The organism is Pseudomonas sp. H1_A03, from assembly GCF_054685145.1.
In genome coordinates, this window is record NZ_CP162829.1 from 729198 (window position 1) to 753787 (window position 24590).

Consider the following 24590-nt stretch of genomic DNA (forward strand, 5'->3'; position numbering starts at 1 on the left):
CGGCTTGGGTGTGTCTGAAGGTTAGAAAATGAAAAGCAAAACCATCCGCCGCTGGTCCTTCATCCACACTTGGACCAGCCTGATCTGCACGGTATTCCTGCTGCTGCTCGCCCTGACTGGCCTGCCGCTGGTGTTTCACCATGAGATCGACCACCTGCTGGGCAATGAGCCTGAACTGGCGCAGATGCCCGCCGATACGCCACGGCTCAACCTCGAGCAGCTTGTGGCTAAAGCTCAGGCTCATCGCCCCGGCGAAGCCATGCAGTACCTGGCCTGGGACGAAGACGACCAGAACGGCGTGATCGCAATCATGGCCGCTACCGCCGGCACCGAACCCAACTCGTCGCACACTTTCATGCTGGATGCGCGCACCGGTGAAGCGGTGGAAACCCCGGCGGCCAACGGTGGGTTCACCCTGTTCCTGTTGCGTTTGCATGTGGATATGTTTGCCGGTCTGCCAGGCAAGTTGCTGCTGGCGTTCATGGGCATTCTGTTTGTGCTGGCGATTATCTCCGGCACGGTGCTGTACCTGCCGTTCATGCGCCGCCTGACATTCGCCACCGTGCGCCAGGACAAGTCCACCCGTCTGCGTTGGCTCGACTTGCATAACCTGATCGGTGTGGTCACGTTGACCTGGGCACTGGTGGTGGGCGTGACCGGCGTGATCAGCGCCTGCGCCGACCTGATCATCGCCGCCTGGCGCCAGGACAGCCTCAGCGCGATGATCGAGCCCTATAAAAGCGCGCCCCCCCTGACCCAACGCGCCCCGGCCACCGAGTTACTGACCATCGCAGCAAAGGCTGCGCCAGGCATGCAGCCGGACTTTATCGCCTTCCCCGGCACGCGCTTTTCCAGTGAGCACCACTACGCGGTGTTCATGAAGGGCAGCACCCACCTGACGTCGCACTTGCTCACACCGGTGCTGATCGACGCCAGTACCCTGGCCGTCACCGCCATCGCCGAACGGCCGTGGTACATGGACGCCATGGGCATGTCCCAACCGCTGCACTTTGGCGACTACGGCGGCATGCCGATGAAAATCCTCTGGGCCGTCTTGGATGTGCTGACCATCATCGTGCTGGTGAGCGGGATTTATTTGTGGATCGTGCGGCGCAAGGCGGGCAAGGCATGAAGCCGCGCCGGTCGAATTTCTGGAAGGTGTTTGGCATTCCCCTGGGGATTGGCGTGCTCAGCGCCGCCGGGTTGTTTGCGGCGTTGCTCGGGGATGGGATTTGGGATTCGCTCGGTTGGGTGGGTTTAGGGGTGCCAGCAGTTATAGGCGTGTACGCGTTGTTCAAACGGCGCGGCTAAGGGCCTCGCCAGCCGTCATGCAACCCTCTAGGCTAGCCACTGCCCATCTTGAGGAATGCCCATGTCCGCTCCCAGCATGACCCTGTTCCACAACCCCGCTTCACCGTTCGTGCGCAAGGTCCGTGTGCTGCTGGCCGAAACCGGCCAGCAAGATCGCGTGGCCCTGCACGGGTGCATGCCGACCCCGGTCAACCCGGACGCCCACGTGGTGCAAGGCAACCCGGTGGGTAAGATCCCGGCCCTGCGCCTGGCCGACGGCACGGTACTGCACGACAGCCGGGTGATCCTTGATTACTTCGACCACCAGCACGTCGGCAACCCGCTGATCCCTCGCGACGGCTCGGCCCGCTGGCGCCGCCTGACCCTGGCCTCGATGGCCGACGGCATCATGGATGCCGCCGTGCTGGTGCGTTACGAGACCGCGCTGCGCCCAGCGGAAAAACACTGGGACCAATGGCTCGACGAGCAACGCAACAAGATCCGCCGCAGCCTCGCTGAGTTAGAGGCGGATGCGATTGCCGAACTGACCAGCCACTTCGACATCGCCGCCATCAGCGTGGCCTGCGCCTTGGGTTACCTGGATTTCCGTCATCCGGACATGCAATGGCGCTCGGATAACCCGCAGCTTGCCGCCTGGTATGCCGAGGTCAGCCAGCGGCCGTCGATGCTGGACACCCAGCCACCCATCTAAGATTCACCGTCATTCCCCTGTGGGAGCGGGCTTGCTCGCGAATGCGGTGGCTCAGTTGAAACATCTGTGGCTGACATACCGCCTTCGCGAGCAAGCCCGCTCCCACATTGTGCGGCGGCGTTATTGAGGAAGTCGACCATCCTCGCCTTCATTTGCTGGTCCTCGCGCAACCCGATCATTGCACTGCCTCCAGGTCAAACTGCAGTGGCTCGGCCGCTTTGCGCTTGCCCACGCCATACCAGTCCAGTTTGCGCGTCAGCACCATCACCGTGCCCAACAAGCCGAACAGCAGCAACGACCCCATCAGCAACGCATAATCTTCGGCACTCAACAGCCCGTACAACAAGCCATACAACGCCGCCAACCCCGCCGAGAAACCCAACCCATGGGCCACGCTGCGCAGCACATGGCACACGTAGAAACCAATCAACAACACACAGGCACTGGCGGAGATGAGGTAGGCCATGGCGAAGCCTATGTGCTCGGACAACGACAACAGCAGCAGGTAGAAAAACGCCAGCGCAAAGCCCACCAAGGCGTACTGGATCGGGTGCACCGCCAGGCTCTTGAGCACTTCGAACAGGAAGAAACCGGCAAAGGTCAGGGCGATAAACAGCAACGCGTATTTGATCGCACGGTCGCTCTTGAGGTACTGGTCCACCGGGTCGATGAAGTTGACGCCGAAGCTGCGGTTGTTGAAGTCGTCACAGCCTTGCCCGTCCAGGCAGGTCTGCAGGGCTTGCTCGAGGTTGGTGGAGAAGAATGAAGTCTGCCAGTTGGCGCTAAAGCCTTTGTCGCTGATCTCGCGTTGCGCCGGCAGGAAGTTGCCGATAAAGCTTGGGTGCGGCCAGTTGGACGCGAGTGACACTTGGCTGGTCTTGCCCACCGGCACCACTTGCAGTTGCTCGGTGCCTTGCAGGCGTAGGTCAAAGGCGAAATCCACCACGTAGGGCTTTTTAGTGTCCTGCTCCGGCAGCGCCACGTGCACGCCCTCACCGAGCCAGTCGACCTGGGAGCCCGGTTCGAACTCCAGCTGCTGGCTGCCCAGCTCAAGCTTCAATGCGTTTTCAATGCCGCGAATATCGCTGATACCCACCGCCAGAAATGCCGGTTCAAAACGGTAATCGGCAAAGTTCTCGGTGATCCCCAACTGCGCAGGCAGCTCGAAACGCCCGCTGACGCGGTTATCGGCATGGAACAGCCGCGCCTGGTAGATGCCCCGCGCACGCAGTTCGGTCTGCACTTTGCCGTCGAGCTCAAAACGATCCGGCAGGAAATACAGACGACCACGCTCTTCGCGGGTGACTTCGTAGCGCTTGTTGAGCTTTTCATTGAGCTTCCACTCGCGCACGGTCTTGCGATACGGCACCACCATCACCGGGCCGGTGAGACGCTGGGCATAGCTGGAGCTGCGGGCGATGTCCATCAGTACGCCGTCGCGCAATTGCTGGCGGTCACTGATGATGCCGTTGATCATCAGCAACGGAATCAGCAACAGCAGGATCAGTAGCGCAATCGCGCCAAGTTTGAAAAGCAGGCTGCGGTTCATGGGTCTCTCCCTGTTTTGATGGGGAGAGTCTGGGCAGCCTGTGTGGGGGATTTATGTGGGCAATGTGGAGACTGTGTGGAGATGCAGCACCACTTGCACGCCGCCTTGCACATTGCCGATCTGCAACGCGCCGCCGTGCAGCTTCATCACTTCCTCGACAAAGTTGAGGCCCAGGCCGGTGCTTTTGCGCCCGCTGGCCGGGCGTGGCAGTGAGTAGAAACGCTCGCTCAAGCGTGGCAGCGCGTAGTCGGGAATCGGCGCGGCCTGGTTGAACAGACTCACCTGCACGTCGTTGTGACGCGTCTGCGCGCTGAATTTCAACTGGCCACCGGGCGGTGTGAAGTCCAGGGCGTTGTCCAGCAGATTGCCCAAGGCCTGACGCAGCAGGAAGGGCTCGCCACACACCTGCACATCCGCCGCAATCGTCTGTTCAACGCACAATTGGGCGCCTTCAATGCGCGCGCATTGGGCCTTGATGACCTCATCGACCATCGCGGCCAACGGGATACTCGCCTGCTCTTCCAGGCCTTGGCGTTGCTCGACTTGCGCCAGGTTCAGCAAGCGCTCGATCAACTGCTGCAGGCGCGCACTTTCGCTGTCGATGTTGCCGACAAAACGCTGTTGTTGTTCGCGGGTCATATCGCCCTGCAACAACTCCGCCGCGCCGCGTATCGCCGCCAACGGGCTTTTCAATTCGTGGGTCAGGGTGTGCACGTAATGTTCGACATAGGCCTTGCCCTCCAACTGCGTACGCATGTGCTCCACGGCAGTGGATAACTGCTTGAGTTCGCCGCCCCTATAATGCGGCAACTCGGCACGCCGGCCTTCGCTGACCGCTTCGGCATAAGCCGTCAACCGGCGCAGCGCGGCGCTCAACCACCACGACAGCAGTGCGCCCAGCAGCAGACCCAGAATCACCAGGCCCGCGCCGTACCACAGCAGGCGCCGCTCGGTGCGGTCGACATAGGGCTGCAATGAGCTGTTCGGTTTGGCCACGGTGACCACGCCGATGATCTGGCCGTTGTCACGGATCGGCGCGCCCACGTGCATCACCGATGAGGTGGCGTCATCCGCTGCGCTGCGAGTGGACCGGGCGCCGTATTCACCGCGCAGGGTCAGGTACACGTCGTTCCACTTGGAATAGTCCTGGCCCACCGCGTCGCCCGTGGAGTCGAGCAACACGGTGCCCTTGGCGTCGGTCACATAGATGCGGTGGTTGACCTGGTTTTTCGGCAGACCCCAGATGGTCGCGCCCGGCTGGCGACTGCCGTAGGCCTTGAGCAAGGCCGGCCAGTGGCTTTGGCCGAGGGTGCCGTTCTTGACGTCATCGCGCAGTATCTCGGCCAGCAGGTTGGCGGTGTCCACCAGGGTTTCTTCGGTGGACTGGCGCACACCGGGGCGGATTTCCTTCATGACAGTGCTGAGCACGAAGTAGCCGGTGAGGCCGATAAACAGCGCATACACCAGGAAAATCCGCAGCCCCAGGCGCATCAGCTATTGCTCGGGCTGTAGCTGTAGCCGAGGCCGCGATGGGTCTGGATCGGCTCGGCATCGGCAGCCACGCTGCGCAATTTGCTGCGCAGACTTTTGATATGGCTGTCGATATTGCGCTCGTAGCCGGCATCCGCCGCCACACCGACCGCGTCCAATAATTGCTCGCGGCTGAAGACACGCTCAGGTTGTTCCAGCAAGCTCTGCAGCAGGCGGAATTCATGGCGCGTCAGGCTCAAGGGCTGGCCGCGATAAGCAATCTGCATGCGTTCCAGATCAACCTGGAACACCGTGGGCGCAGCCCCTGGGCCAATCCGCTTGAGGATCGCCCTGACCCGCGCGGTCACCTCCCGAGGGCTGAAGGGCTTGACCACATAATCGTCGGCGCCGATCTCCAGCCCCACCACGCGGTCGATCTCGCCATCCCGCGCGCTGAGAAACATCACCGGTACTTCACTGAAGCGACGCAGTTGCTTGCAGGTTTCGAACCCCGTGATGTCCGGCAGGCCGATGTCGAGGATGACTAGGTCAGCCGGCGTCTGGCGCTGGTGGGCCAGCGCCTCCTGGCCAAGGCTCAGCCAGGTGGTGGTAAAGCCCTCGCCTTGCAGGGCGAATATCAGCGTGTCGGCTATCGCCGCTTCGTCTTCGACAATCAGGATATGCGCCATGGTGTTCCGTCAGCAGTCCGGTTTGTCAGCAGTGTAACGACGGGCCGGATTTACCGCAGCGCCGAATTCACGCAGGGCCTTGGCACCGATCAGCAACGGGTAGTTGAAGCTGCTGCGGTCGGTGAGGTTAACCTCGACGGTACGCTTGACGTTGCCCAGGCACATTTCCAAGTCGATCACCGGGCGCTTGGCCACGCTGGCTTCATCCTTGTCCTCGTCTTCGTCGGCGCGGCTCTTGATCTTGCTGATGCGCGAGACTTTGTGTTCGTAGACTTTGTTGGAGGCATCCTTGCCGCCGAGGCGGAAGCGCACCCAGTCGTCGCCATCACGGGTGAAGGTTTCGATATCACGCGCCGACAGCGAGGCGGTCAACGCGCCGGTGTCCATCTTGGCCTTGAAGGTTTCGCCGATCTCCGGCAATTGGATGTATTCGTAGCGACCGTAAAGGGTCGGTTCGGCGGCCATGACAGGCAGGGCAGCCAGGGCGAGGGAGGCAAGGAGCAGTTTCACGAAGTGATTTCCTCGGAAAGAAGTAGGCGGATTCTAGACCGCAAAGGCAGCACTTAGTTAGCTCGTCCCAGCATACCCGGCACATTGTGAAACATTCGTCCGGCCATTTGCGATTTGGCCTCTAGACTCAAGCTGCTTATCATGACCCGCCCACACGATTGCAAGAGTTGCTTATGCGCCGCCTGCTCACCGGCTGTTTTGTCTCATTGCTGTTATTGCTCAACACCCTGGTCCTGATCGGCCCGCTGATGGTGTTTGCCCTGCTCAAGGTGGCGGCCCCTGGTCGCGCTCGTGACGCCATGTCGTGGGCGGTCATGTGGATCGCCGAAACCTGGGCCGAGATCGACAAGCTGATCTTCGCGCTGTGCATCCCGACCCAATGGGACATTCGCGGTGGCGCAGACCTGCGCGGTGATACCTCCTACCTGGTCATCAGCAACCACCAATCCTGGGTGGATATTCCGGCGCTGATCCAAGCCCTCAACCGTCGCACGCCGTTCTTCAAATTCTTCCTGAAAAAAGAGCTGATCTGGGTGCCCTTCCTCGGCCTGGCCTGGTGGGCGCTGGATTATCCGTTCATGAAGCGCTACACCAAGGCATTCCTCGCCAAGCACCCGGAACTGGCCGGGCAGGATTTAAAGATCACCAAAGAGGCTTGCGAGCTGTTCAAGCGCCAGCCAGTGACGGTGGTCAATTATCTGGAAGGCACGCGGTTCACCGAAGCCAAGCGTAGGCAACAGGATTCGCCGTTTACCCGGCTACTCAAACCCAAGGCGGGTGGCGTGGCGTTTGTGCTGGCAGCCCTGGGAGAACAGCTGGATGCGGTACTCGACGTGACGGTTGTCTATCCGCAGCAAAAAATCCCTGGGTTCTGGGATTTGATCAGTGGCGCAGTGCCAAAGGTGATCATCGATATCCGTACCCGTGAGCTGGACCCGGCATTGTGGCAAGGGGATTACGAGAACGATCCGGCCTTTCGCCAGACCGTCCAGAACTGGGTAAACCAGCTCTGGAAGGAGAAGGATGCGCGCATCGAACAACTGCGCGCACAAAGTCGTTAGCTGCCAGTACCCCACGCCTGGGCCAACTTGCCCAGCAAGGAACTGTTGGCACCCTGCCCGCCGAGGTATTGCAAGATTACCGGCGCAAACTGGCTAACCATGCCGCTGTCCATGCCCAGGGCGCTGAACGCGGTGTTCAGGTCATTGGTGTTCTTCACGTTACCCAGCAGGCCGTCGAGGCCACTGGTCTTGCTGCCACCGGCCTGGCCGAGCATCCCGCTCAAGGCCCCGAGGCTGCCCAATGCGTTGTTGCCCGACAACTGGTCGAGGCCCGGCACACTATTGCCCAGTTGCGAGTAGTCATTCCCGCTCAGCTTGTTCTTGGCCAGGCCCAGCATGGCGCCAGTGCCGCCGACCGCTTGTTCGGGGGTGATGTTCAGTTGAGAGGTCAATGCACTCAGCAAACCGGCCGTCTCGGAAGACGGTGCGGCAGCGGCAGCCTTGTTGTTGCCACCCTGCATACCGGAAATGGCATTGGCCGCGTCGCCAAGGCTGAAACCTGCGGCGAGCACCGGGCCGGCTGCCAGGGTCATCAGGCAGGAAAGGGCGAAACCGCGTGAAATCTTCATCGAAACAACCTCTGGGTGTAGGGGTGAAAGCAGGCGTTTGACTGGGCATCCAGCCCATTGTTCCGGGCCGGCCGAGGAACCCAATGGCAGGGTGGCAGTCCATGGAATGAATTCAAAAAATGCCAGGAACAGCCGTATGAGCGCCAGCCGCCCCCAAGTGATTGAACAAAAACCCCCGTTCTGGAGCCGCCCGCGCGTGTTCATCGGCGTGTGCGTGGCCATCGTCACCGGGCTCGGCGGCGCGCTCTACACTCAGGACACCGTCAAATCCGCCGCGACCCTGGTGACCACCACCCAGCAGCCAGCAGCGCAGGTCATGGCGCACAAGGATTACCTCGAAGTTGAACCCATTGCCGCGGCGGCGCCTGAACCCGACCGAAGCCTGGAACTGTGGGCCATGCCAGAAGACGGCGCACCGGTTTCCCTGGGGCTGTTACCGGAAGATGGCAAGGGCATCATTGGATTGAACCCACGCCAGCAAGCCAGCATTCGCAAGCCAGTGGAATTGATGGTGAGCTCGGAGACCAAGGGTGGATCGTTGAGCAAGCAGCCAACCGGCCCGACGGTGTACCAAGGCGCTCTGGCCAATCGCTGACACGCAAACCATGTAGTGCGTCATCCAGGCTGATCACCTGTACGCGCGTCGTTTTTTCATATCTGGCAATAAAAAACCGCACCTTAATCTCGATTTCTTCTAAATCACTGTCACTTCTAACAGTAGCTGCCGCCCGCACACCACCTGCAGCATAGGGCCTTCCACGCCCCACAGGAGGTGGGCTATGAAAAGTGCACTGCTTGCAGGCGTGTTAGCCATGGTGTCACTGATGGACAGTACCCACGCGGCGACTTCCACCTGCCCGCCGATCCAAGACATCAAACAAACGGAGATGGCCAATGGAGGTTACCGCTATGAAGCGTCATATCCCGATGGTCGCACCTGGGTAGGCGCAAACCCGCAGGCGACAGCGTCGTACCTTATTGATTCGACGTTTCACGATGCCCGCTACGATGCAACCGACCAATCCGTCACCTGCACCTACAAAGGGCCAATGAACAACGACGCGAGCTTTTCGGTCACGCTCAAACCTGTCTTCCATTGGAACCTTCTCCCGATAGGCGATTGGAAAGGCACGTATTGCGAAGCCATGGAAGTTGCCAAGTGCTCATTTACGCATCGGTGAAAAACGCTACCGAGACATTCCTACAGTTACCGCCCACAAACCCACAGTCAGCGGACCAGGTTGTGGCGGAACTCATCCATCCAGACAGCCCACTCAAGGCAGCCTTCCCATTCACTTTCAACGGAGAGGCTCGGCCACAAAACAAGGAGCTGTAACGATCATGATCGGATTGATACCCAATTTTTATGCTGTCTTCAGCGCAATCAACAACCTGCATTCTCGCACGCGAGACCAGGCCTCACCGCACCAGGCCACGGGCCTCGACCAATGCCCGGCCACTCGCGACCTTCAATCCAAACCCTATACAGACCCTGACCTTCCGGCGCCCTATGGCAAGGGTTATCAGTACACTGCCACGACCAACGACAAGGCGTGGACAGGGCAAACGGCAGCCACCAAGGACGACTATCTGGACCCGGAATACGCGCTCAAGGCCGAGGAGTTCAGTGAGCGCAACGGCAAGGTCTATTGCGACTACGGTGGCAAGCGCCTGATCAAAAACGGTGAGGTGGCCGATCCCTATCTGCGACTTTCAACCATCAGTGACCCATAAAAAATGGCGACCTCCGGGTCGCCATTTTTTTCAGCCTTGAACGTTATGCCGCGCTGAACAGCTTATGCGGATCAATCACAAACTTCTTCGGCACACCCGCATCGAACTCGCCATACCCGCGTGGCGCGTCATCCAGGCTGATCACCTGCACGCCCACGATCTCGGCAATGTTGATGCGGTCCCACATGATCGCCTGCATAAGAGCGCGGTTGTACTTCATCACCGGGGTCTGGCCGGTGTGGAAGCTGTGGGATTTGGCCCAGCCCAAGCCGAAGCGAATGCTCAGGCTGCCCATTTTCGCAGCGGCATCCACGGCGCCCGGGTCTTCAGTTACGTAGAGGCCCGGGATACCGATCTTGCCCGCCACGCGCACTACGCCCATCAGCGAGTTGAGTACGGTGGCCGGGGCTTCCGCCTTGACGCCTTCATGGCCGTGGCCGCGCGCTTCGAAGCCTACGGCGTCGACGGCGCAATCCACTTCCGGCTCACCCAGCAGCGCAGCGATCTGTTCGTGCAGCGGAGTGTCCGTGGACAGGTCGGCAATCTCGAACCCTTGTGCCTTGGCGTGGGCCAGGCGGATTGGGTTGACGTCGCCGATGATCACCACCGCAGCGCCCAACAGGCGTGCAGAAGCGGCAGCGGCCAGGCCGACCGGACCAGCGCCGGCGATGTAGACGGTGCTGCCAGGGCCAACACCGGCAGTGACGGCGCCGTGGTAGCCGGTCGGGAGGATGTCGGAGAGGCACGTCAGGTCGCGGATTTTCTCCATGGCCTTGTCGCGGTCCGGCAGTTTCAGCAGGTTGAAGTCGGCGTACGGCACCAGCACGTATTCAGCCTGGCCGCCGGTCCAGTCGCCCATGTCGACGTAGCCGTAGGCGCCACCGGCACGGGCCGGGTTGACGGTCAGGCACACGCCGGTGTGTTGTTCTTTGCATGAGCGGCAACGGCCGCACGCGACGTTGAAGGGAACGGAAACCAGGTCGCCGATCTTCAGGTTCTCGACGTCGCTGCCCTTCTCGATCACTTCACCGGTAATTTCATGACCAAGCACCAGGCCGGTCTGGGCAGTGGTACGGCCGCGCACCATGTGTTGGTCGGAGCCGCAGATATTGGTGGAGACCACGCGCAGAATGACGCCGTGCTCAATCTTCCTGCCACGGGGGTCCTGCATTTTGGGATAGTCGATTTTCTGTACTTCGACCTTGCCGTTGCCGAGATACACGACACCACGATTACCAGACATGCTTTCACCTCGCTGTTGTTTTTATGGAACCGCGTTGCCCGTTGGGTGGGCAGCGCGTTTAAGTGCTCGGGTACAGATGCTGTTTTTGCGTTGCTAGTGAGGGCCTCATCGCGGGCAAGCCCGGCTCCCACATTTGATTGGGTTTACATACTCCCAATGTGGGAGCTGGCTTGCCTGCGATAGCGTCAGTCAGAGCACCACAGTTCTATTGGCGTTCAAGAACACCCTTCGCTCAATGTGATACCCCACTGCACGGGCCAGTGTCAGCCCTTCAATATCACGCCCCTTGGCAATCAAGTCCTCGGGGTAGTGACTGTGATCCACCACCTCCACACCCTGGGCAATGATCGGGCCTTCATCCAGGTCGTTGTTGATGTAATGCGCCGTGGCGCCAACCAATTTCACGCCCTTGTTGTACGCCTGGTGATACGGCTTGGCGCCCTTGAACCCCGGCAACAACGAGTGATGGATATTGATGGCCTTGCCATCCAGCTTGCGGCACAACTCCGGTGACAGCACTTGCATGTAGCGCGCAAGGATCACCAATTCGGCGCCGGTGTCTTCCACCACCTGCCACACCTGACGCTCCTGGGACGGTTTGTCGTTGGGGTCGAGGGGGAAATGGTAGTAGGGAATCTGGTGCCAGTCGGCCAAAGGTTGCAGATCGGGGTGATTGGACACCACCGCCACCACGTCCATCGACAGTTGACCGATACGCTGGCGGTACAGCAGGTCGTTCAGGCAGTGATCGGCCTTTGAGACCATGATTACTACTTTTGGCCGGTAGTTCGGCGCCGTCAGCTCGAAGATCATGCCAAAGGCTTCACCGCGAGAGGCCAGGCCATCGCGAAAACCTTGCTCGTCAAAACCGTCGGGCTGGCGAAATTCGACGCGAATAAAAAATCGCCCGGAAAGCCGATCATCGAACGAGTGGTGCTCGGTAACGTAGCAGCCCTGCTCGAACAGGTAGCGGGTGACCGCGTCCACCGTGCCGAGCACGCTGGGGCAGTCGGCGGTCAAAATCCATGTATCAGGTGCGCGGCTCATGGGTCACTCCTCAGGCTTGGACGCTCAGACCGAATTCAGCCGAGGCATCCTGCAACCACAACCACCAGTAATCCGAGAAGCTGCGACGAATCAGCAGCTCCCAGGTGTCTTCAGCGGTGTGGCGGATCACCAGTTGCGACTTGGCGAACACCGTGCCCACTGCCTTGCCCACCGGGAAATTGTTGGGGTGCACGTCGTAGCTGGTGGACTTCATCAGCACCTCGCGCACGTTCGGGCCGCTGAGCTCAAGGATCTGCTGGCCGCCGCTGACGTTGACGATCTGGATATGCAGGTCACCCAGGGCGGCACGCAGGTTTTGCTCGGCGGCGAATTCTTCACCGCTTGGCACGATCAAAAGCCACTCATCCGGACCGAGCCATTGCAGGCTGGTTTCGCCTTTGACGATCACCGTCAAAGCGGCTGGCAGCTCAATACCGAGAGCCTTGTGCACGCCGGCGGCAAAAGCAGCGTCATGGCCGTCGCCGCGGATAGTCAGGTGGCCGAGAAGTTTCTTTTCACGCACGGTCACACCGGCGTTCTTGCGGCCCTTGCCGACCAAGCTGGCGAGGTCGGCATGGTGCAGCGACGACTCGGCCTTGGCGCCGGTAGTGGGGCGTTGTTGGTAAACGTTGGCTGCTGTCATAAAGCACCTTTCCTGAATTCTGTTGTGCGGCTACTGACGTCATCGGGAGCAAGCCCCCTCCCACATTCTTGAAGGGTGAATGCATTCAAGTGTGGGAGCTGGCTTGCCTGCGATGCCGTCGATCAGATGTTCTGACGATCGCCTTTCGGGTCGAAGAACACCGAAGACACAATCTCCGCCTCGATCACACTGCCATCCGCCTGCGGTGAGAAGACCCGCTCGCCGACGCGCTTCAAGCCGCCCTTCACCACGCCCATGGCAAACGAATAACCCAGGGAGTTGTGCGCATAACTTGAGGTGACGTGACCCACCATCTTCATCGGAATCGACTGCTTCGGATCGAACACCAGCTGCGCGCCTTCCGGCAGCCACACGGTCGGATCGATCGGTTTGAGCCCAACCAGCTGCTTACGCTCTTCACGCACGCAATCTTCACGGTTCATGCCGCGCCAGCCGATCCACGAGAATGGCTTGGTGCGGCCTACGCACCAGCCCATGTTCAGGTCGTCCGGGGTCATCGAACCGTCGGTGTCTTGGCCGACGATGATGAAGCCCTTCTCGGCCCGCAGTACGTGCATGGTTTCGGTGCCGTACGGGGTCAGGTTGTACTTCTTGCCGGCCTCGACGATTTTTTCCAGCACGCCCATGGCGTAGTCGGCCTGCACGTTGACTTCGTACGACAGCTCACCGGTAAACGAAATCCGGAACACGCGAGCCGGTACCTCGCCGACCAGGCCTTCCTTCCAGGTCATGAACGGGAAGCCGTCCTTGTCCAGGTCGATGTCGGTCACTTCGGCCAGCAGCTTGCGGCTGTTGGGGCCGGACAGGGTCATGGTGGCCCAGTGGTCGGTGACCGAGGTGAAGTACACCTTGAGGTCTGGCCACTCGGTCTGTTGGTAGATTTCCAGCCATTGCAGCACACGGGCGGCGCCGCCAGTGGTGGTGGTCATCAGGAAGTGGTTGTCGGCGAGACAGGCGGTTACGCCGTCGTCGAAGACCATGCCGTCTTCCTTGCACATCAGGCCATAGCGCGCCTTGCCCACATCGAGCTTGGTCCAGGCGTTGGAGTAGATGCGGTTGAGGAACTCGCGGGCATCCGGGCCCTGGATATCGATCTTGCCGAGGGTCGACGCATCGAGCAGACCAACGCTGTCGCGCACGGCCAGGCATTCACGTTTTACTGCGGCGTGCAGGTCTTCACCATTGCGCGGGAAATACCAGGGGCGTTTCCACTGGCCGACGTCCTCAAACTCGGCGCCGTTTTTCACGTGCCAGGCTTGCAGCGCGGTGTAGCGCACCGGCTCGAAGATGTGCCCACAGTGACGGCCCGCCACCGCGCCGAACGTCACCGGCGTGTAGTTCGGGCGGAACATGGTGGTGCCCATCTGCGGGATGGTCACGTTCAGCGAGCGCGCGGCAATCGCCAGGCCGTTGACGTTACCCAGCTTGCCCTGGTCGGTGCCGAAGCCCAGCGCGGTGTAGCGTTTGACGTGCTCAACCGACTCGAAACCTTCGCGGGTCGCCAGTTCGATGGCGGCGGCAGTCACGTCGTTTTGCAGGTCGACAAATTGCTTTGGCGCCCGTGCGGTGGGTTTGTCGTGCGGCACTTGGTAAACAGCCAGCGTCGGTTCTTCCAGGCGGCTCAGAGCTTTTGGCAGTGTGCCTTCCACCGGCGCAAAACCGGCTTCGCTGGCCGCGCGCACGCCGCCTTCAAAACCATCCGCCAGGGAATCGCCAAGGCCGTAGACACCGTTGATACCGCCGACGCACACGCGTTTCTGCGGTGCTTCGCCCGGTACAAAACCGAGGATATCTTCACGCCAGGTCGGCTTGCCGCCCAGGTGTGAGGCCAGGTGGACCACCGGGCTGTAGCCGCCGGAGCTGGCCACCAGGTCGCAGTCCAGCCATTCGCCTGGGCTGGTGACTTTGTGTGCTTTCAGATCAATCGCGGCCACGCGGGCAGCGGTCACATGCTTGCTGCCACGGGCTTCGATCACGGCGCTGCCGGTGAGGATGCGAATGCCTTTGGCACGGGCTTCTTCAACCAGCGCGCCGCGTGGGTTATGGCGCACATCGGCCACGGCCACCACTTGCAGGCCGGCGTCGAGCCAGTCCAGCGCAACGCGATAGGCGTGGTCGTTGTTGGTCGACAGCACCAGTTTCTTGCCCGGTGCCACGCCGTAGCGGCGCACGTAGGTGGAAACTGCGCCGGCCAGCATGTTGCCCGGCACGTCGTTGTTGCCGTACACCAATGGACGCTCGCACGCACCGGTCGCGAGGACGACACGCTTGGCACGCACACGGTGAATACGCTGACGCACCACGCCAATCGGCGCACGGTCACCGAGGTGGTCGGTGAGGCGTTCGTGGATGGTCAGGAAGTTATGGTCGTGATAACCGTTGACGGTAGCGCGGGGCAGCAGCACCACGTCCGGCAGGGCTTTGAGTTCAGCGATCACGCTGGCAACCCAATCAGTAGCGGGTTTGCCATCGAGGCTTTCACGCGAGTCGAGCAGCGAACCACCGAACTCTTCCTGCTCATCGGCGATGATCACACGTGCACCGCTGCGCGCAGCAGCCAGTGCAGCGGCCAAACCCGCAGGGCCTGCGCCGACCACCAGCACGTCGCAGTGACGGTTGAAGTTGTCGTAGGTGTCCGGGTCGTTCTCGGTCGGCGAGCGGCCAAGGCCAGCCGCCTTACGGATGTACTTCTCGTACGTCATCCAGAACGATTGCGGGTACATGAAGGTTTTGTAGTAGAAACCCGGTGGCATCAGCTTGCCGCCGACCTTGCCGAGAATGCCCATCACGTCGGTATTCACGTTTGGCCAGCCGTTGGTGCTGGTGGCGACCAAACCTTGGTACAGCGCTTGTTGCGTGGCGCGCACGTTGGGAATCTGGGTGGCTTCGGTGGCGCCGATCTGCAGCACCGCGTTCGGCTCTTCGGCGCCCGCGGCAAAGATGCCGCGTGGGCGCGAATACTTGAAGCTGCGGCCGATGATGTCGACGCCGTTGGCGAGCAAGGCCGCGGCCAGTGTGTCGCCTTCAAAGCCTTTGTAGCTCTGGCCGTTGAAGGTAAACGTGAGGACTTTATTGCGGTCGATCCGGCCACCGTTGGACAGGCGATTGGTCTGGCTCATACCTTCTCTCCAGCAGCCTTGGCGGTGAATTGCGGCTTGGTGCCGATCTTGTAGGTTTCAAGAATTTCGTAGGTCACGGTGTCGCGTGTGGCGTTGAAATACTGGCGGCAACCGGCGGCGTGAATCCACAGCTCGTGGTGCAGGCCGCGCGGGTTGTCACGGAAGAACATGTAGTCGCCCCACTCTTCATCGGTGCAGGCGTTCGGGTCCAGCGGGCGCGGGATGTGCGCTTGGCCGGACGCGTGGAATTCCTCTTCGGAGCGCAGTTCGCCACAGTGAGGACAGAAGATATGCAACATAGGGAATTTCTCCTGTTAGTGGGCGACGGCCGCAGCGCCGTGTTCGTCGATCAACGCACCGTTGTGGAAACGGTCGATGGAAAAAGGTGCAGCCAACGGGTGCATTTCACCCTTGGCGAGGCTGGCGGCAAACACGTTGCCTGAGCCCGGAGTCGCTTTAAAACCACCGGTGCCCCAACCGCAGTTGAAGAACATGTTCGGAACCGGTGTCTTGGAGATGATCGGGCACGCATCCGGCGTGGTGTCGACGATGCCGCCCCACTGGCGGTTCATGCGCACGCGGGACAGCACTGGGAACATCTCGACGATGGCCTGGATGGTGTGCTCGATCACCGGGTACGAACCGCGCTGGCCGTAGCCGTTGTAGCCGTCGATACCGGCGCCGATCACCAGGTCGCCCTTGTCGGACTGGCTGATGTAACCGTGCACGGCATTGGACATGATCACGCTGTCGATAATCGGCTTGATCGGCTCCGACACCAACGCTTGCAGCGGATGGGATTCGATCGGCAGGCGGAAACCGGCCAGCGAGGCCATGTGCCCAGAGTTACCGGCCGTGACCACACCGACGCGCTTGGCGCCGATAAAGCCCTTGTTGGTTTCCACGCCAATGCACACGCCGTTTTCCTTACGGAAGCCGATCACTTCGGTCTGCTGGATCAAGTCCACACCGAGCGCGTCAGCCGCGCGGGCGAAGCCCCAGGCCACGGCATCGTGGCGGGCCACGCCGCCGCGACGTTGCACGGTGGCGCCGAGGACCGGGTAGCGGGTGTTTTTCGAGCAGTCGAGGTACGGGATCTCGTCCGCTACCTGTTTGGCGTTGAGCAGCTCGCCGTCCACGCCGTTGAGGCGGTTGGCGCTGACGCGGCGCTCGGAATCACGGATGTCTTGCAGGGTGTGGCACAGGTTGTACACGCCGCGCTGCGAGAACATCACGTTGTAGTTCAGGTCCTGGGACAGGCCTTCCCACAGTTTCATCGCGTGTTCGTAAAGGTGCGCCGACTCGTCCCACAGGTAGTTGGAACGCACGATGGTGGTGTTGCGCGCGGTGTTACCGCCGCCCAGCCAGCCTTTCTCGACCACGGCCACGTTGGTGATGCCGTGCTCCTTGGCCAGGTAGTAAGCGGTCGCCAGACCATGCCCGCCGCCGCCGACGATGACTACGTCGTAGACCTTTTTAGGGGTCGGCGTGCGCCACATCTTCTGCCAGTTTTCGTGGTGGCTGAGTGAGTGCTTGAAGAGGCCGAAGCCTGAGTAGCGTTGCATAGTCATTACTCCAAAACCGCGCTCAGCGATAAACCGGGAAATCAGCGCACAGGGCAGACACGTGCTTGGCCACGTTGGCCTCGACATCGGCGTCGCCGAGGTTGTCGAGGATGTCGCAGATCCAGCCCGCCAGTTCGATGCACTGCGGCACTTTGAAACCGCGCGTGGTCACCGCCGGGGTGCCGATGCGCAGGCCCGAGGTCACGAACGGCGACTGCGGGTCATTCGGCACGGCGTTCTTGTTGACGGTGATGTGGGCGCGTCCGAGAGCAGCGTCTGCCTCTTTACCGGTGAGGCCCTGACGGATCAGGCTGACGAGGAACAGGTGGTTGTCGGTGCCGCCGGACACTACGTCGTAGCCGCGCTTGATGAACACCTCGGCCATGGCCTGGGCGTTGTCGATCACCTGTTGCTGGTAGACCTTGAAGCCAGGCTCCTGGGCTTCCTTGAAGCACACGGCCTTGCCGGCGATGACGTGCATCAGCGGGCCGCCCTGGGCGCCGGGGAATACAGCGGCGTTGAGTTTCTTTTCAATGGCTTCGTTGGCCTTGGCCAGGATCAGGCCGCCACGCGGACCGCGCAGGGTCTTGTGGGTAGTGGTGGTGACCACATCGGCGTACGGCAGCGGGTTCGGGTACAGGCCGGCGGCAACCAGGCCGGCGACGTGGGCCATGTCGACAAACAACAGCGCGCCGACTTTGTCGGCAATCGCGCGAAAGCGTGGGAAATCCAGGGTCTTGGAGTAGGCGGAAAAACCGGCCACCACCATCTTCGGCTGGTGTTCCACGGCCAGGCGTTCGACTTCGTCGTAGTCGATCAGGCCGGTGTCGGTGTTGATGCCGTATTGCACCGCGTTGTACAGCTTGCCTGAGGACGACACTTTGGCGCCGTGGGTCAGGTGGCCGCCATGGGCCAGGCTCATGCCGAGGATGGTGTCACCGGCGTTCAGCAGGGCCAGGTACACCGCGCTGTTGGCGGACGAGCCGGAGTGCGGCTGCACGTTGGCGTAATCGGCACCGAACAGCTGCTTGGCGCGCTCGATGGCCAGGGTTTCGACCTTGTCCACGTGCTCGCAGCCACCGTAGTAGCGCTTGCCCGGGTAGCCTTCGGCGTATTTGTTGGTGAGGCCGCTGCCCTGGGCTTCCATCACGCGCTTGCTGGTGTAGTTCTCCGACGCGATCAGCTCGATATGATCTTCCTGACGCTGCTCCTCGGCATTCATGGCCGCCAGCAGTGCGTCGTCATATCCCTGGATCTGGTCTTGTTTGCTGAACATCGCGTCTCTCCCAGCCTTTCGTATTGTTGAGGCCCGTGCAGAGCCCTTTGATGCGATGGTAGGGCTGACGCCAGCAGGTCAAATGCCTACGGACGCCACGCAAAGGTGCGTTTACGACATGGCGTGAACAACACCGAAACAAATGTGGGAATGGGTTTGTGTGGGAGCTGGCTTGCCTGCGATGCAGACACCTCGGTCTATAAGCAGAACCGACGTAATGCCATCGCAGCGGTTCGACGATTCGACAAGCCAGCTCCCACAAGGGTTACGCGATGATCTTGCGAACGAGCAGCAGCAGGAGGAAATGCAGGGGGTAGAGGGCGTAAGCCCAACGGCGCATGGCCGGGGGCGCGACATCTTTGGCATGTCGCAACAGGACTAATCCCGCCAATGGCGCGATCAGGCAGGCGGCCAACCCCATCAACGCGACAGGCGTGCCGCTATTGAGCAATACCTGCCATTGATTGGCGGCCACACACACCAACCCCGGCAACACGCTTAAATACCAGGGCCGGCGAAACACCAACAGCATCGCCAGCGGCAGCAACACACCAAAAAAACCGAACATCAGGTGCGTGGAAAATACAGCGCCGATTACGACGGCAATCAACGCCAATCCTCGATCAAAAAGCGCCTTCTGCTGCCATCCTCGCGCAACCAGCAACCCCAACGCCAAGGTTGGCAGCACGTTCAACGTATCGGCATCATCGATAAACATCCGATACGGCACTTCGCTGATCACGCTGAACAGCAACAACCATCCCAGATACCGCCACTGGCCCGTGACAGGCGCGATTCTCGTCCGATGCAAATTCGCCGCAATCGCCAGGCAAAACCACGGAAACGCCAGGCGCCCCGGCACATACAAGCCATCCAGGTTCAAACCGACATAACGCAGGTGGTCCAGCACCATGCTCAACAGCGCCAGCCACTTGAGCAAATCCAAGGCGCCATCACGGACGCGTCCGACAGGAATCGTTTCAGTACCGTGCATAATTCCCCAGTGACTTTGCATTTACAGTGCGTGCGCACCCGCGACAATCTTGGTTACAGTGCGCACCAACATCGACCATAGGAATGGGCCATGACCGACAAGAGCCAACAATTCGCCAGTGACAACTATTCCGGCATCTGCCCGGAAGCCTGGGCCGCCATGGAACAAGCCAACCAAGGCCATCAGCGCGCCTACGGCGATGATGAATGGACCCACCGCGCCGCCGACGGTTTCCGCAACTTGTTCGAAACCGACTGCGAAGTGTTCTTCGCCTTCAACGGTACAGCGGCCAACTCCCTGGCGCTGTCCTCTTTGTGCCAGAGCTACCATAGCGTGATTTGCTCGGAAACCGCCCACGTCGAGACCGACGAATGCGGCGCGCCGGAGTTTTTCTCCAACGGCTCCAAGCTGCTCACCGCACGCACCGAAAACGGCAAACTGACCCCGGAGTCGATCCGCGAGATCGCCCTCAAGCGCCAGGACATCCACTACCCCAAGCCGCGCGTGGTCACGCTTACCCAGGCCACTGAAGTCGGCAGCGTGTACACCCCGGAAGAAATCCGCGCCATCAGCGCCACCTGCAAGGAACTGGGCCTGAACCTGCACATGGACGGCGCGCGTTTCTCCAACGCCTGCGCCTTCCTCGGCTGCTCGCCAGCGGACCTGACCTGGAAGGCCGGCGTAGATGTGCTGTGCTTTGGCGGTACCAAAAACGGCATGGCGGTGGGCGAAGCGATCCTGTTCTTCAACCACAAACTGGCGGAAGACTTCGACTATCGCTGCAAACAAGCGGGCCAGCTGGCCTCGAAAATGCGCTTCCTCTCCGCCCCCTGGGTAGGCCTGCTGGAAAACGACGCCTGGCTCAAACACGCCCGTCACGCCAACCACTGCGCACAACTGCTGAGCAGCCTGGTGGCGGATATTCCTGGCGTTGAGCTGATGTTCCCTGTGCAGGCCAATGGCGTATTCCTGCAACTCTCGGAACCGGCGATTGCCGCGTTGACCGCCAAGGGCTGGCGCTTCTACACCTTTATCGGCAAAGGCGGCGCACGCTTCATGTGTGCGTGGGATACCGAGGAAGAACGTGTAAGAGAATTGGCGGCGGATATTCGGAAAGTGATGGAGGCCTGAAACCACGGGGCTTTCAGCAGCGTTTCAGAGACTGTTTGTACGTATTTCTGACAGTATCTATCTACCCCCTTCCTTGAGTAGGATCTCGTCACCCCGAACAGACGGACGCGTTTTTCGGGGCTGACTGCCTGCCGAACAATCGGCTGGAAATGGAAATCCTATAGAGGGCAACATCATGGAAATTCAATGCTACACCACTGATTCTCAGCTGCGTGCCGACGTCGATGCTACATTCGTCAGCCTGGACGACCTCAGGAAGCTGGCCAACGTCGGCGACACCATCATCGAGCCGTCCAGAACCTTTACCGTGACTGGAAAAGAGTTCGAAATGACAGCATCCGGCGGATACATCATCAACCTTTTCGTGCGCTAACCACTAACGCCCGCGCCGCAGACTCATGACCTGCGACGCGGGACTGATGTGATTTCGCTCACAAGGCCTTCGGCTGAAGCGCTTGCCAATCATCAATGGGGCCGCGGTTTGTGAGAAAGGTCCCACCGTTGAATTTCAACGCCAGCTTATTGACGGCATTCAAGGCCGTCGTCACCGCTCCTTCTGCCCAGCCTCCCGTGAACGAAACGTCGTCACCCGCCAGAATGAACCCATCGGGTTTCGGACCCTGCACACCGTTCATAAACTGAGAAAACAGCAAGCGCTGGTACTCGTACTGGCCCGGCAGATTCATTTTGAACGCGCACAGGAAAAACGGCTGCTCCTCCCAGTTGATTTCGACAAAGGGGTTGGTCATGCCGAACTCAGCCGCCAGGTTCAACTGATGAGGGGCATACACGCTGTCCAGCAAGCTTGTGCACACCTGCACGTGGGACGGCTGCGGCGCACTGCGATCCCCCAGGAATTTGAGGCTGTCGTCATTCCAGGTATAAGACAAAAACATACCGCTCCCCCTGTAAGGCCCGAGGCCTTGACTGTAGTCCAGCAGGTAGGTGCCACGGGTGATGCGATCCGACAGGGTCACGCTCATCTTGTGTTGAAAATCTGCTTCCACATCAGTCCAGAAGGGCCGCTGGGTTTGCGCGAAGATTTTGGCGGATTGCATGTAGTGCGTGTACATCACCGCTTCCCATTCCTTTGGGGATAACAGGTCATTCATTTGATTGAAGCGGGCGGCCCCATCCATGTAGCGGAATTTGTCGAGGATCCGCTTGTGAGGGGTGTAGACCACGGCAGGAAAAGTGTATTGACGATCGTCTCCCAGATTATGGTCGTACACCCATACGTCGAACTCGCCATCCGGGCGACGTATAATCTGCCGCACCTCCTGCTTTAAAGGCTGGGCAATGACTTGGGTCGTCAGGCCTTGGACAGTGGTGCCCGCAGGCCAATGCGCCATGGCGTCACCAAAGGTATCCGGGGCGCGACTCCATAACCGTGTTGGCAGCTCGCTGGAACCGTCGAACATCAACTTATGGTTGGTATCCAGCCCGGTATACAGCACCCGCAGCACCTCCAGGAAACAATTGGGATAGTCGGTGTTCCAACCGCCGGTGCCGAAGCCGATCTGGCCGAACAGATCAATGTCTTCGCGACTCCACCCCGCCTGCTCGACCATCGCGGCAAAAAAACTGAGGTTGTCCCAACCCGCATCCAGGATTGCGTTCCACAAGGTCTTGATCTTGGCCTGATCAATGCTGCCCTCGGACATTGCCGCTTCCATCTCGGTGAACTTGATCGGGTCCTGCTCAAGGAACACCTCGAACAACAACCGCTCAATCTCGGCGTATTCCGGCGGCAGGTTATTGCCTTCGTAATAGGTCTGTTTTTGCTGGTAGTCGACTACCGTACTGGAGGTTGCCGCCGAACCAGGGTTGGGAAAATCCGCCGAGTTGGCCGTCATGCCGACCTTCTCGAAATAGTGCATCAACGCCTTGCCTGACACAGGAAAGCGCATCGCCCCCATTTCACAGATCACACTGTTCGCGGGATCTTGCGGATCACCCGCCACGTAGGAATACAGCCGCCCACCAATACGATCACTGGCCTCTACCACCACAGGGTGTAAACCCATGCGCATGGCTTCATAGGCCGCCACCATTCCCGCAACGCCTGCGCCGACGATCAACACCTTGCTGCCATACGCCAGGCTGGAAACCTGCGCCAACGGAGTGCCGTTACTCACGGCGGTATCAAGGAACCGGCGGTAATGAAAAGGAAAGTCAGGAACCAGTGCACTGACATCGTTGGCAAGCAAGCGCGCAGCGCCTTTACTTCGGGAGGGAATAGCAGACATGGCAATCATCCTTGGAGTGCAAACAGGACGTCCACCTACTGCTTCACTGCGAAAGGTGACTACGACGAATGTGTTCTTCAGCGTAGTGACTCGTAGGAAATGTCTCTATATCCGTTGGAAATAAAAAAGTGAATCAGTAAGGCAAACCTTATTCCAGAGGGTTTTGCGCACTCAGTTCAGAGATTCATAAAGTGATTATTTGAAAATGCCGATTCAATTGTTTTTTTGCTTACAAGACTCTGCGCAACTCACTCAATAAAAACAGACCGTGATACCTATGAACATGCCCTCCGACCGATCGGCAGCTCCCGCCTCCAGCACGCTGAAAATCGAAACCCGCTCCATCGACTACGTGCCGCGCAATGAACGCCACGGCAAGGTGTGGCATCAGGCGCCGTTCTGGTTCACCGGCAACTTCGTGCTCACCACCATGGTCACCGGGTTTACCGGCGCAGCCTTGGGGCTGAGCCTGATGTACGCGATCCTGGCGATCGTAATCGGCGTGTGCCTGGGCACGTTCGCCATGGCGTTCCACGCCAACCAGGGACCGCGCATGGGCTTGCCGCAGATGATCCAGTCGCGCGCCCAGTTCGGCCTGCGTGGCGCCATCGTGCCGTTTGTCGCAGTGGTCTTCGTGTACATCGGTTTCAACGTGTTCAACGTCATCCTGGCCACCGACGCCATCAATACTGTGCTGCCCGGCCACCGCGCGCCCTGGTATGCATTGATGATCATCCTTGCGGTGGTGATCGCCGTCATCGGCCACGACCTCCTGCACACCGTGCAACGCTGGCTGACCTACGTGATGATCAGTGTCTTCGCGGTCCTGACCGTCGCGGCCTTGCTGCACCTGCAGGCCGATTCAGCCGTGGCCGACGCACATTTTTCCTGGTCGGCCTTCCTGATCCAATTGTCAGCCGCTGCGGGCTATCAGATCAGCTACGCCGTGTATGTCTCGGATTACTCGCGCTACCTGCCCCACAGCACGCCGTCGCGCAGTGTCATCCTCTGGACCTACCTGGGGGCTGCGGGCTCGGCGCTGTGGTTGATGTCGTTGGGCGCATTCCTGGCCTCGGCGCTGCCCTCACCCGACGCCATTGGCAGTGTCCAGGCCGTGGGCAACCAACTGTTGCCTGGGTTTGGCACCTTTACCGTGCTGATTGCCGTGCCGGCGCTGGTCGGCATCATGGCCGTCAACTGTTATGGCGCGATGCTCACCGGGATCAGCGCCATTGACGGTTTTGTCCCGATCAAACCCAGGATCAAGAGCCGCATCGTCGGGATCAGCCTGGTGGCCGCAATCATTTTCGCGATTGCCTTGAGCATCCCTGAGAGCTACCTGAGCAGCTTCAACACCTTCGTGCTCTTGATGCTGTATTTCCTGGTGCCCTGGACGGCCGTCAACCTCGCAGACTTCTACGTCGTACGAAAAGGGCACTACGCAATCAGCGACATATTCAACCCGGCCGGCATCTATGGGCGTTGGTCGGGTGCCGGGCTCACCGCGTACTTCCTCGGTTTAGCCGCTATGATTCCTTTTATGGCTCTGGATTTTTACCAAGGCCCCATCAGCACGATGTTGGGCGGCGCCGATATTGCGTTCGTGATAGGCCTGGCAGTCTCGGCGCTGGTTTACTGCGTGATGACTCGCCACCTCGACCACGCTGCCGAGTCGCTGGCCATGCAGGCCAGCGAACATCAATTAGAAGGAGACTAGT

At 60.2% G+C, this 24590-nt stretch carries 24 protein-coding genes; 10 read left to right on the forward strand and 14 right to left on the reverse strand.

The features are described from left to right. Positions 1-28 precede the first annotated feature (28 nt). From AB4O35_RS03445 to AB4O35_RS03455, 3 genes are all read left to right on the forward strand, one after another. A complete protein-coding gene (locus AB4O35_RS03445) occupies positions 29-1132 on the forward strand; it encodes a PepSY-associated TM helix domain-containing protein (RefSeq protein ID WP_065871833.1) in 1104 nt (367 codons plus the stop codon). After that, positions 1129-1311: a hypothetical protein gene (locus AB4O35_RS03450; RefSeq protein ID WP_065871834.1), complete on the forward strand. Its 183-nt coding sequence runs from the start codon at positions 1129-1131 to the stop codon at positions 1309-1311. The genes AB4O35_RS03445 and AB4O35_RS03450 overlap by 4 nt, the downstream gene beginning before the upstream one ends. A 61-nt stretch (positions 1312-1372) precedes the next feature. Then, the gene (locus AB4O35_RS03455; RefSeq protein WP_065880147.1) at positions 1373-2002 is read left to right on the forward strand and encodes a glutathione S-transferase family protein; all 630 of its coding nucleotides are present in this window, start codon (positions 1373-1375) and stop codon (positions 2000-2002) included. A 175-nt stretch (positions 2003-2177) separates the two neighbouring features. Here AB4O35_RS03455 and creD read toward each other — a convergent pair whose 3' ends face one another. From creD to rloA2, 4 genes are read right to left on the reverse strand one after another with little or no spacing between them, the layout of a single operon-like run. Beyond that, the gene (gene creD, locus AB4O35_RS03460) at positions 2178-3551 is read right to left on the reverse strand and encodes a cell envelope integrity protein CreD (protein WP_065880148.1); all 1374 of its coding nucleotides are present in this window, start codon (positions 3549-3551) and stop codon (positions 2178-2180) included. A gap of 51 nt (positions 3552-3602) precedes the next feature. Next, a complete protein-coding gene (gene creC, locus AB4O35_RS03465; protein WP_065891366.1) occupies positions 3603-5042 on the reverse strand; it encodes a two-component system sensor histidine kinase CreC in 1440 nt (479 codons plus the stop codon). Then, positions 5042-5710, reverse strand: coding sequence for a two-component system response regulator CreB (gene creB / locus AB4O35_RS03470; protein ID WP_065871839.1), 669 nt, complete (start codon positions 5708-5710; stop codon positions 5042-5044). The genes creC and creB overlap by 1 nt, the downstream gene beginning before the upstream one ends. A gap of 9 nt (positions 5711-5719) precedes the next feature. Continuing rightward, positions 5720-6220, reverse strand: coding sequence for a retropepsin-like aspartic peptidase RloA2 (gene rloA2 / locus AB4O35_RS03475; protein ID WP_065880150.1), 501 nt, complete (start codon positions 6218-6220; stop codon positions 5720-5722). 173 nt (positions 6221-6393) lie between these two features. Between rloA2 and AB4O35_RS03480 the strand changes: the two genes are divergently transcribed. Then, a complete protein-coding gene (locus tag AB4O35_RS03480) occupies positions 6394-7281 on the forward strand; it encodes an acyltransferase (RefSeq protein ID WP_065871841.1) in 888 nt (295 codons plus the stop codon). Here AB4O35_RS03480 and AB4O35_RS03485 read toward each other — a convergent pair. Then, the gene (locus tag AB4O35_RS03485; protein ID WP_065871842.1) at positions 7278-7850 is read right to left on the reverse strand and encodes a DUF2780 domain-containing protein; all 573 of its coding nucleotides are present in this window, start codon (positions 7848-7850) and stop codon (positions 7278-7280) included. The genes AB4O35_RS03480 and AB4O35_RS03485 overlap by 4 nt on opposite strands. A 136-nt stretch (positions 7851-7986) precedes the next feature. On the opposite strand from AB4O35_RS03485, the gene AB4O35_RS03490 reads away from it, so the two are divergent. From AB4O35_RS03490 to AB4O35_RS03500, 3 genes are all read left to right on the forward strand, one after another. Further along, positions 7987-8445 (forward strand): anti-sigma factor domain-containing protein, encoded by a 459-nt coding sequence (locus AB4O35_RS03490; RefSeq protein WP_065871843.1) that lies wholly within the window; start codon positions 7987-7989, stop codon positions 8443-8445. Positions 8446-8629: 184 nt separating this feature from the next. After that, positions 8630-9031, forward strand: coding sequence for a DUF3757 domain-containing protein (locus tag AB4O35_RS03495; RefSeq protein WP_065871844.1), 402 nt, complete (start codon positions 8630-8632; stop codon positions 9029-9031). Between the two features lie 160 nt (positions 9032-9191). After that, positions 9192-9584 (forward strand): hypothetical protein, encoded by a 393-nt coding sequence (locus tag AB4O35_RS03500; protein ID WP_065909944.1) that lies wholly within the window; start codon positions 9192-9194, stop codon positions 9582-9584. 43 nt (positions 9585-9627) lie between these two features. Here the strand turns inward: AB4O35_RS03500 and fdhA are convergent, their stop codons facing one another. The 8 genes from fdhA to AB4O35_RS03540 all read right to left on the reverse strand — a co-directional run bounded on the left by fdhA (position 9628) and on the right by AB4O35_RS03540 (position 19492). Next, positions 9628-10827 (reverse strand): formaldehyde dehydrogenase, glutathione-independent, encoded by a 1200-nt coding sequence (gene fdhA, locus AB4O35_RS03505; RefSeq protein ID WP_049711206.1) that lies wholly within the window; start codon positions 10825-10827, stop codon positions 9628-9630. A gap of 189 nt (positions 10828-11016) precedes the next feature. Next, the gene (gene purU, locus AB4O35_RS03510; RefSeq protein ID WP_065871846.1) at positions 11017-11874 is read right to left on the reverse strand and encodes a formyltetrahydrofolate deformylase; all 858 of its coding nucleotides are present in this window, start codon (positions 11872-11874) and stop codon (positions 11017-11019) included. 10 nt (positions 11875-11884) lie between these two features. Continuing rightward, positions 11885-12517 carry a sarcosine oxidase subunit gamma gene (locus AB4O35_RS03515; RefSeq protein WP_065891364.1) on the reverse strand — a complete coding sequence of 211 codons (633 nt, stop codon included), beginning with the start codon at positions 12515-12517 and terminating at the stop codon, positions 11885-11887. Positions 12518-12639: 122 nt separating this feature from the next. Further along, the gene (locus tag AB4O35_RS03520) at positions 12640-15657 is read right to left on the reverse strand and encodes a sarcosine oxidase subunit alpha (protein WP_065880152.1); all 3018 of its coding nucleotides are present in this window, start codon (positions 15655-15657) and stop codon (positions 12640-12642) included. Further along, a complete protein-coding gene (locus AB4O35_RS03525; protein WP_065880153.1) occupies positions 15654-15956 on the reverse strand; it encodes a sarcosine oxidase subunit delta in 303 nt (100 codons plus the stop codon). Before AB4O35_RS03525 ends, AB4O35_RS03520 begins: the two co-directional genes overlap by 4 nt. 15 nt (positions 15957-15971) lie before the next feature. After that, positions 15972-17222, reverse strand: coding sequence for a sarcosine oxidase subunit beta (locus AB4O35_RS03530; RefSeq protein ID WP_010207084.1), 1251 nt, complete (start codon positions 17220-17222; stop codon positions 15972-15974). 22 nt (positions 17223-17244) lie between these two features. Further along, positions 17245-18498: a serine hydroxymethyltransferase gene (gene glyA, locus AB4O35_RS03535; protein ID WP_065871850.1), complete on the reverse strand. Its 1254-nt coding sequence runs from the start codon at positions 18496-18498 to the stop codon at positions 17245-17247. Positions 18499-18763: 265 nt separating this feature from the next. Next, positions 18764-19492 carry a TraX family protein gene (locus AB4O35_RS03540; protein ID WP_065880154.1) on the reverse strand — a complete coding sequence of 243 codons (729 nt, stop codon included), beginning with the start codon at positions 19490-19492 and terminating at the stop codon, positions 18764-18766. Between the two features lie 90 nt (positions 19493-19582). On the opposite strand from AB4O35_RS03540, the gene AB4O35_RS03545 reads away from it, so the two are divergent. Continuing rightward, complete coding sequence (locus AB4O35_RS03545; RefSeq protein WP_058426659.1) at positions 19583-20623, forward strand: threonine aldolase family protein; 1041 nt, start codon at positions 19583-19585, stop codon at positions 20621-20623. Between the two features lie 175 nt (positions 20624-20798). Further along, the gene (locus AB4O35_RS03550; RefSeq protein ID WP_065871853.1) at positions 20799-20996 is read left to right on the forward strand and encodes a hypothetical protein; all 198 of its coding nucleotides are present in this window, start codon (positions 20799-20801) and stop codon (positions 20994-20996) included. 58 nt (positions 20997-21054) lie between these two features. Here AB4O35_RS03550 and AB4O35_RS03555 read toward each other — a convergent pair whose 3' ends face one another. After that, a complete protein-coding gene (locus AB4O35_RS03555; RefSeq protein WP_065880155.1) occupies positions 21055-22872 on the reverse strand; it encodes a flavin monoamine oxidase family protein in 1818 nt (605 codons plus the stop codon). Between the two features lie 283 nt (positions 22873-23155). Here AB4O35_RS03555 and AB4O35_RS03560 point away from each other — a divergent pair, with 283 nt between their 5' ends. After that, positions 23156-24589 carry a purine-cytosine permease family protein gene (locus AB4O35_RS03560; RefSeq protein ID WP_175402995.1) on the forward strand — a complete coding sequence of 478 codons (1434 nt, stop codon included), beginning with the start codon at positions 23156-23158 and terminating at the stop codon, positions 24587-24589. Position 24590 lies beyond the last annotated feature (1 nt).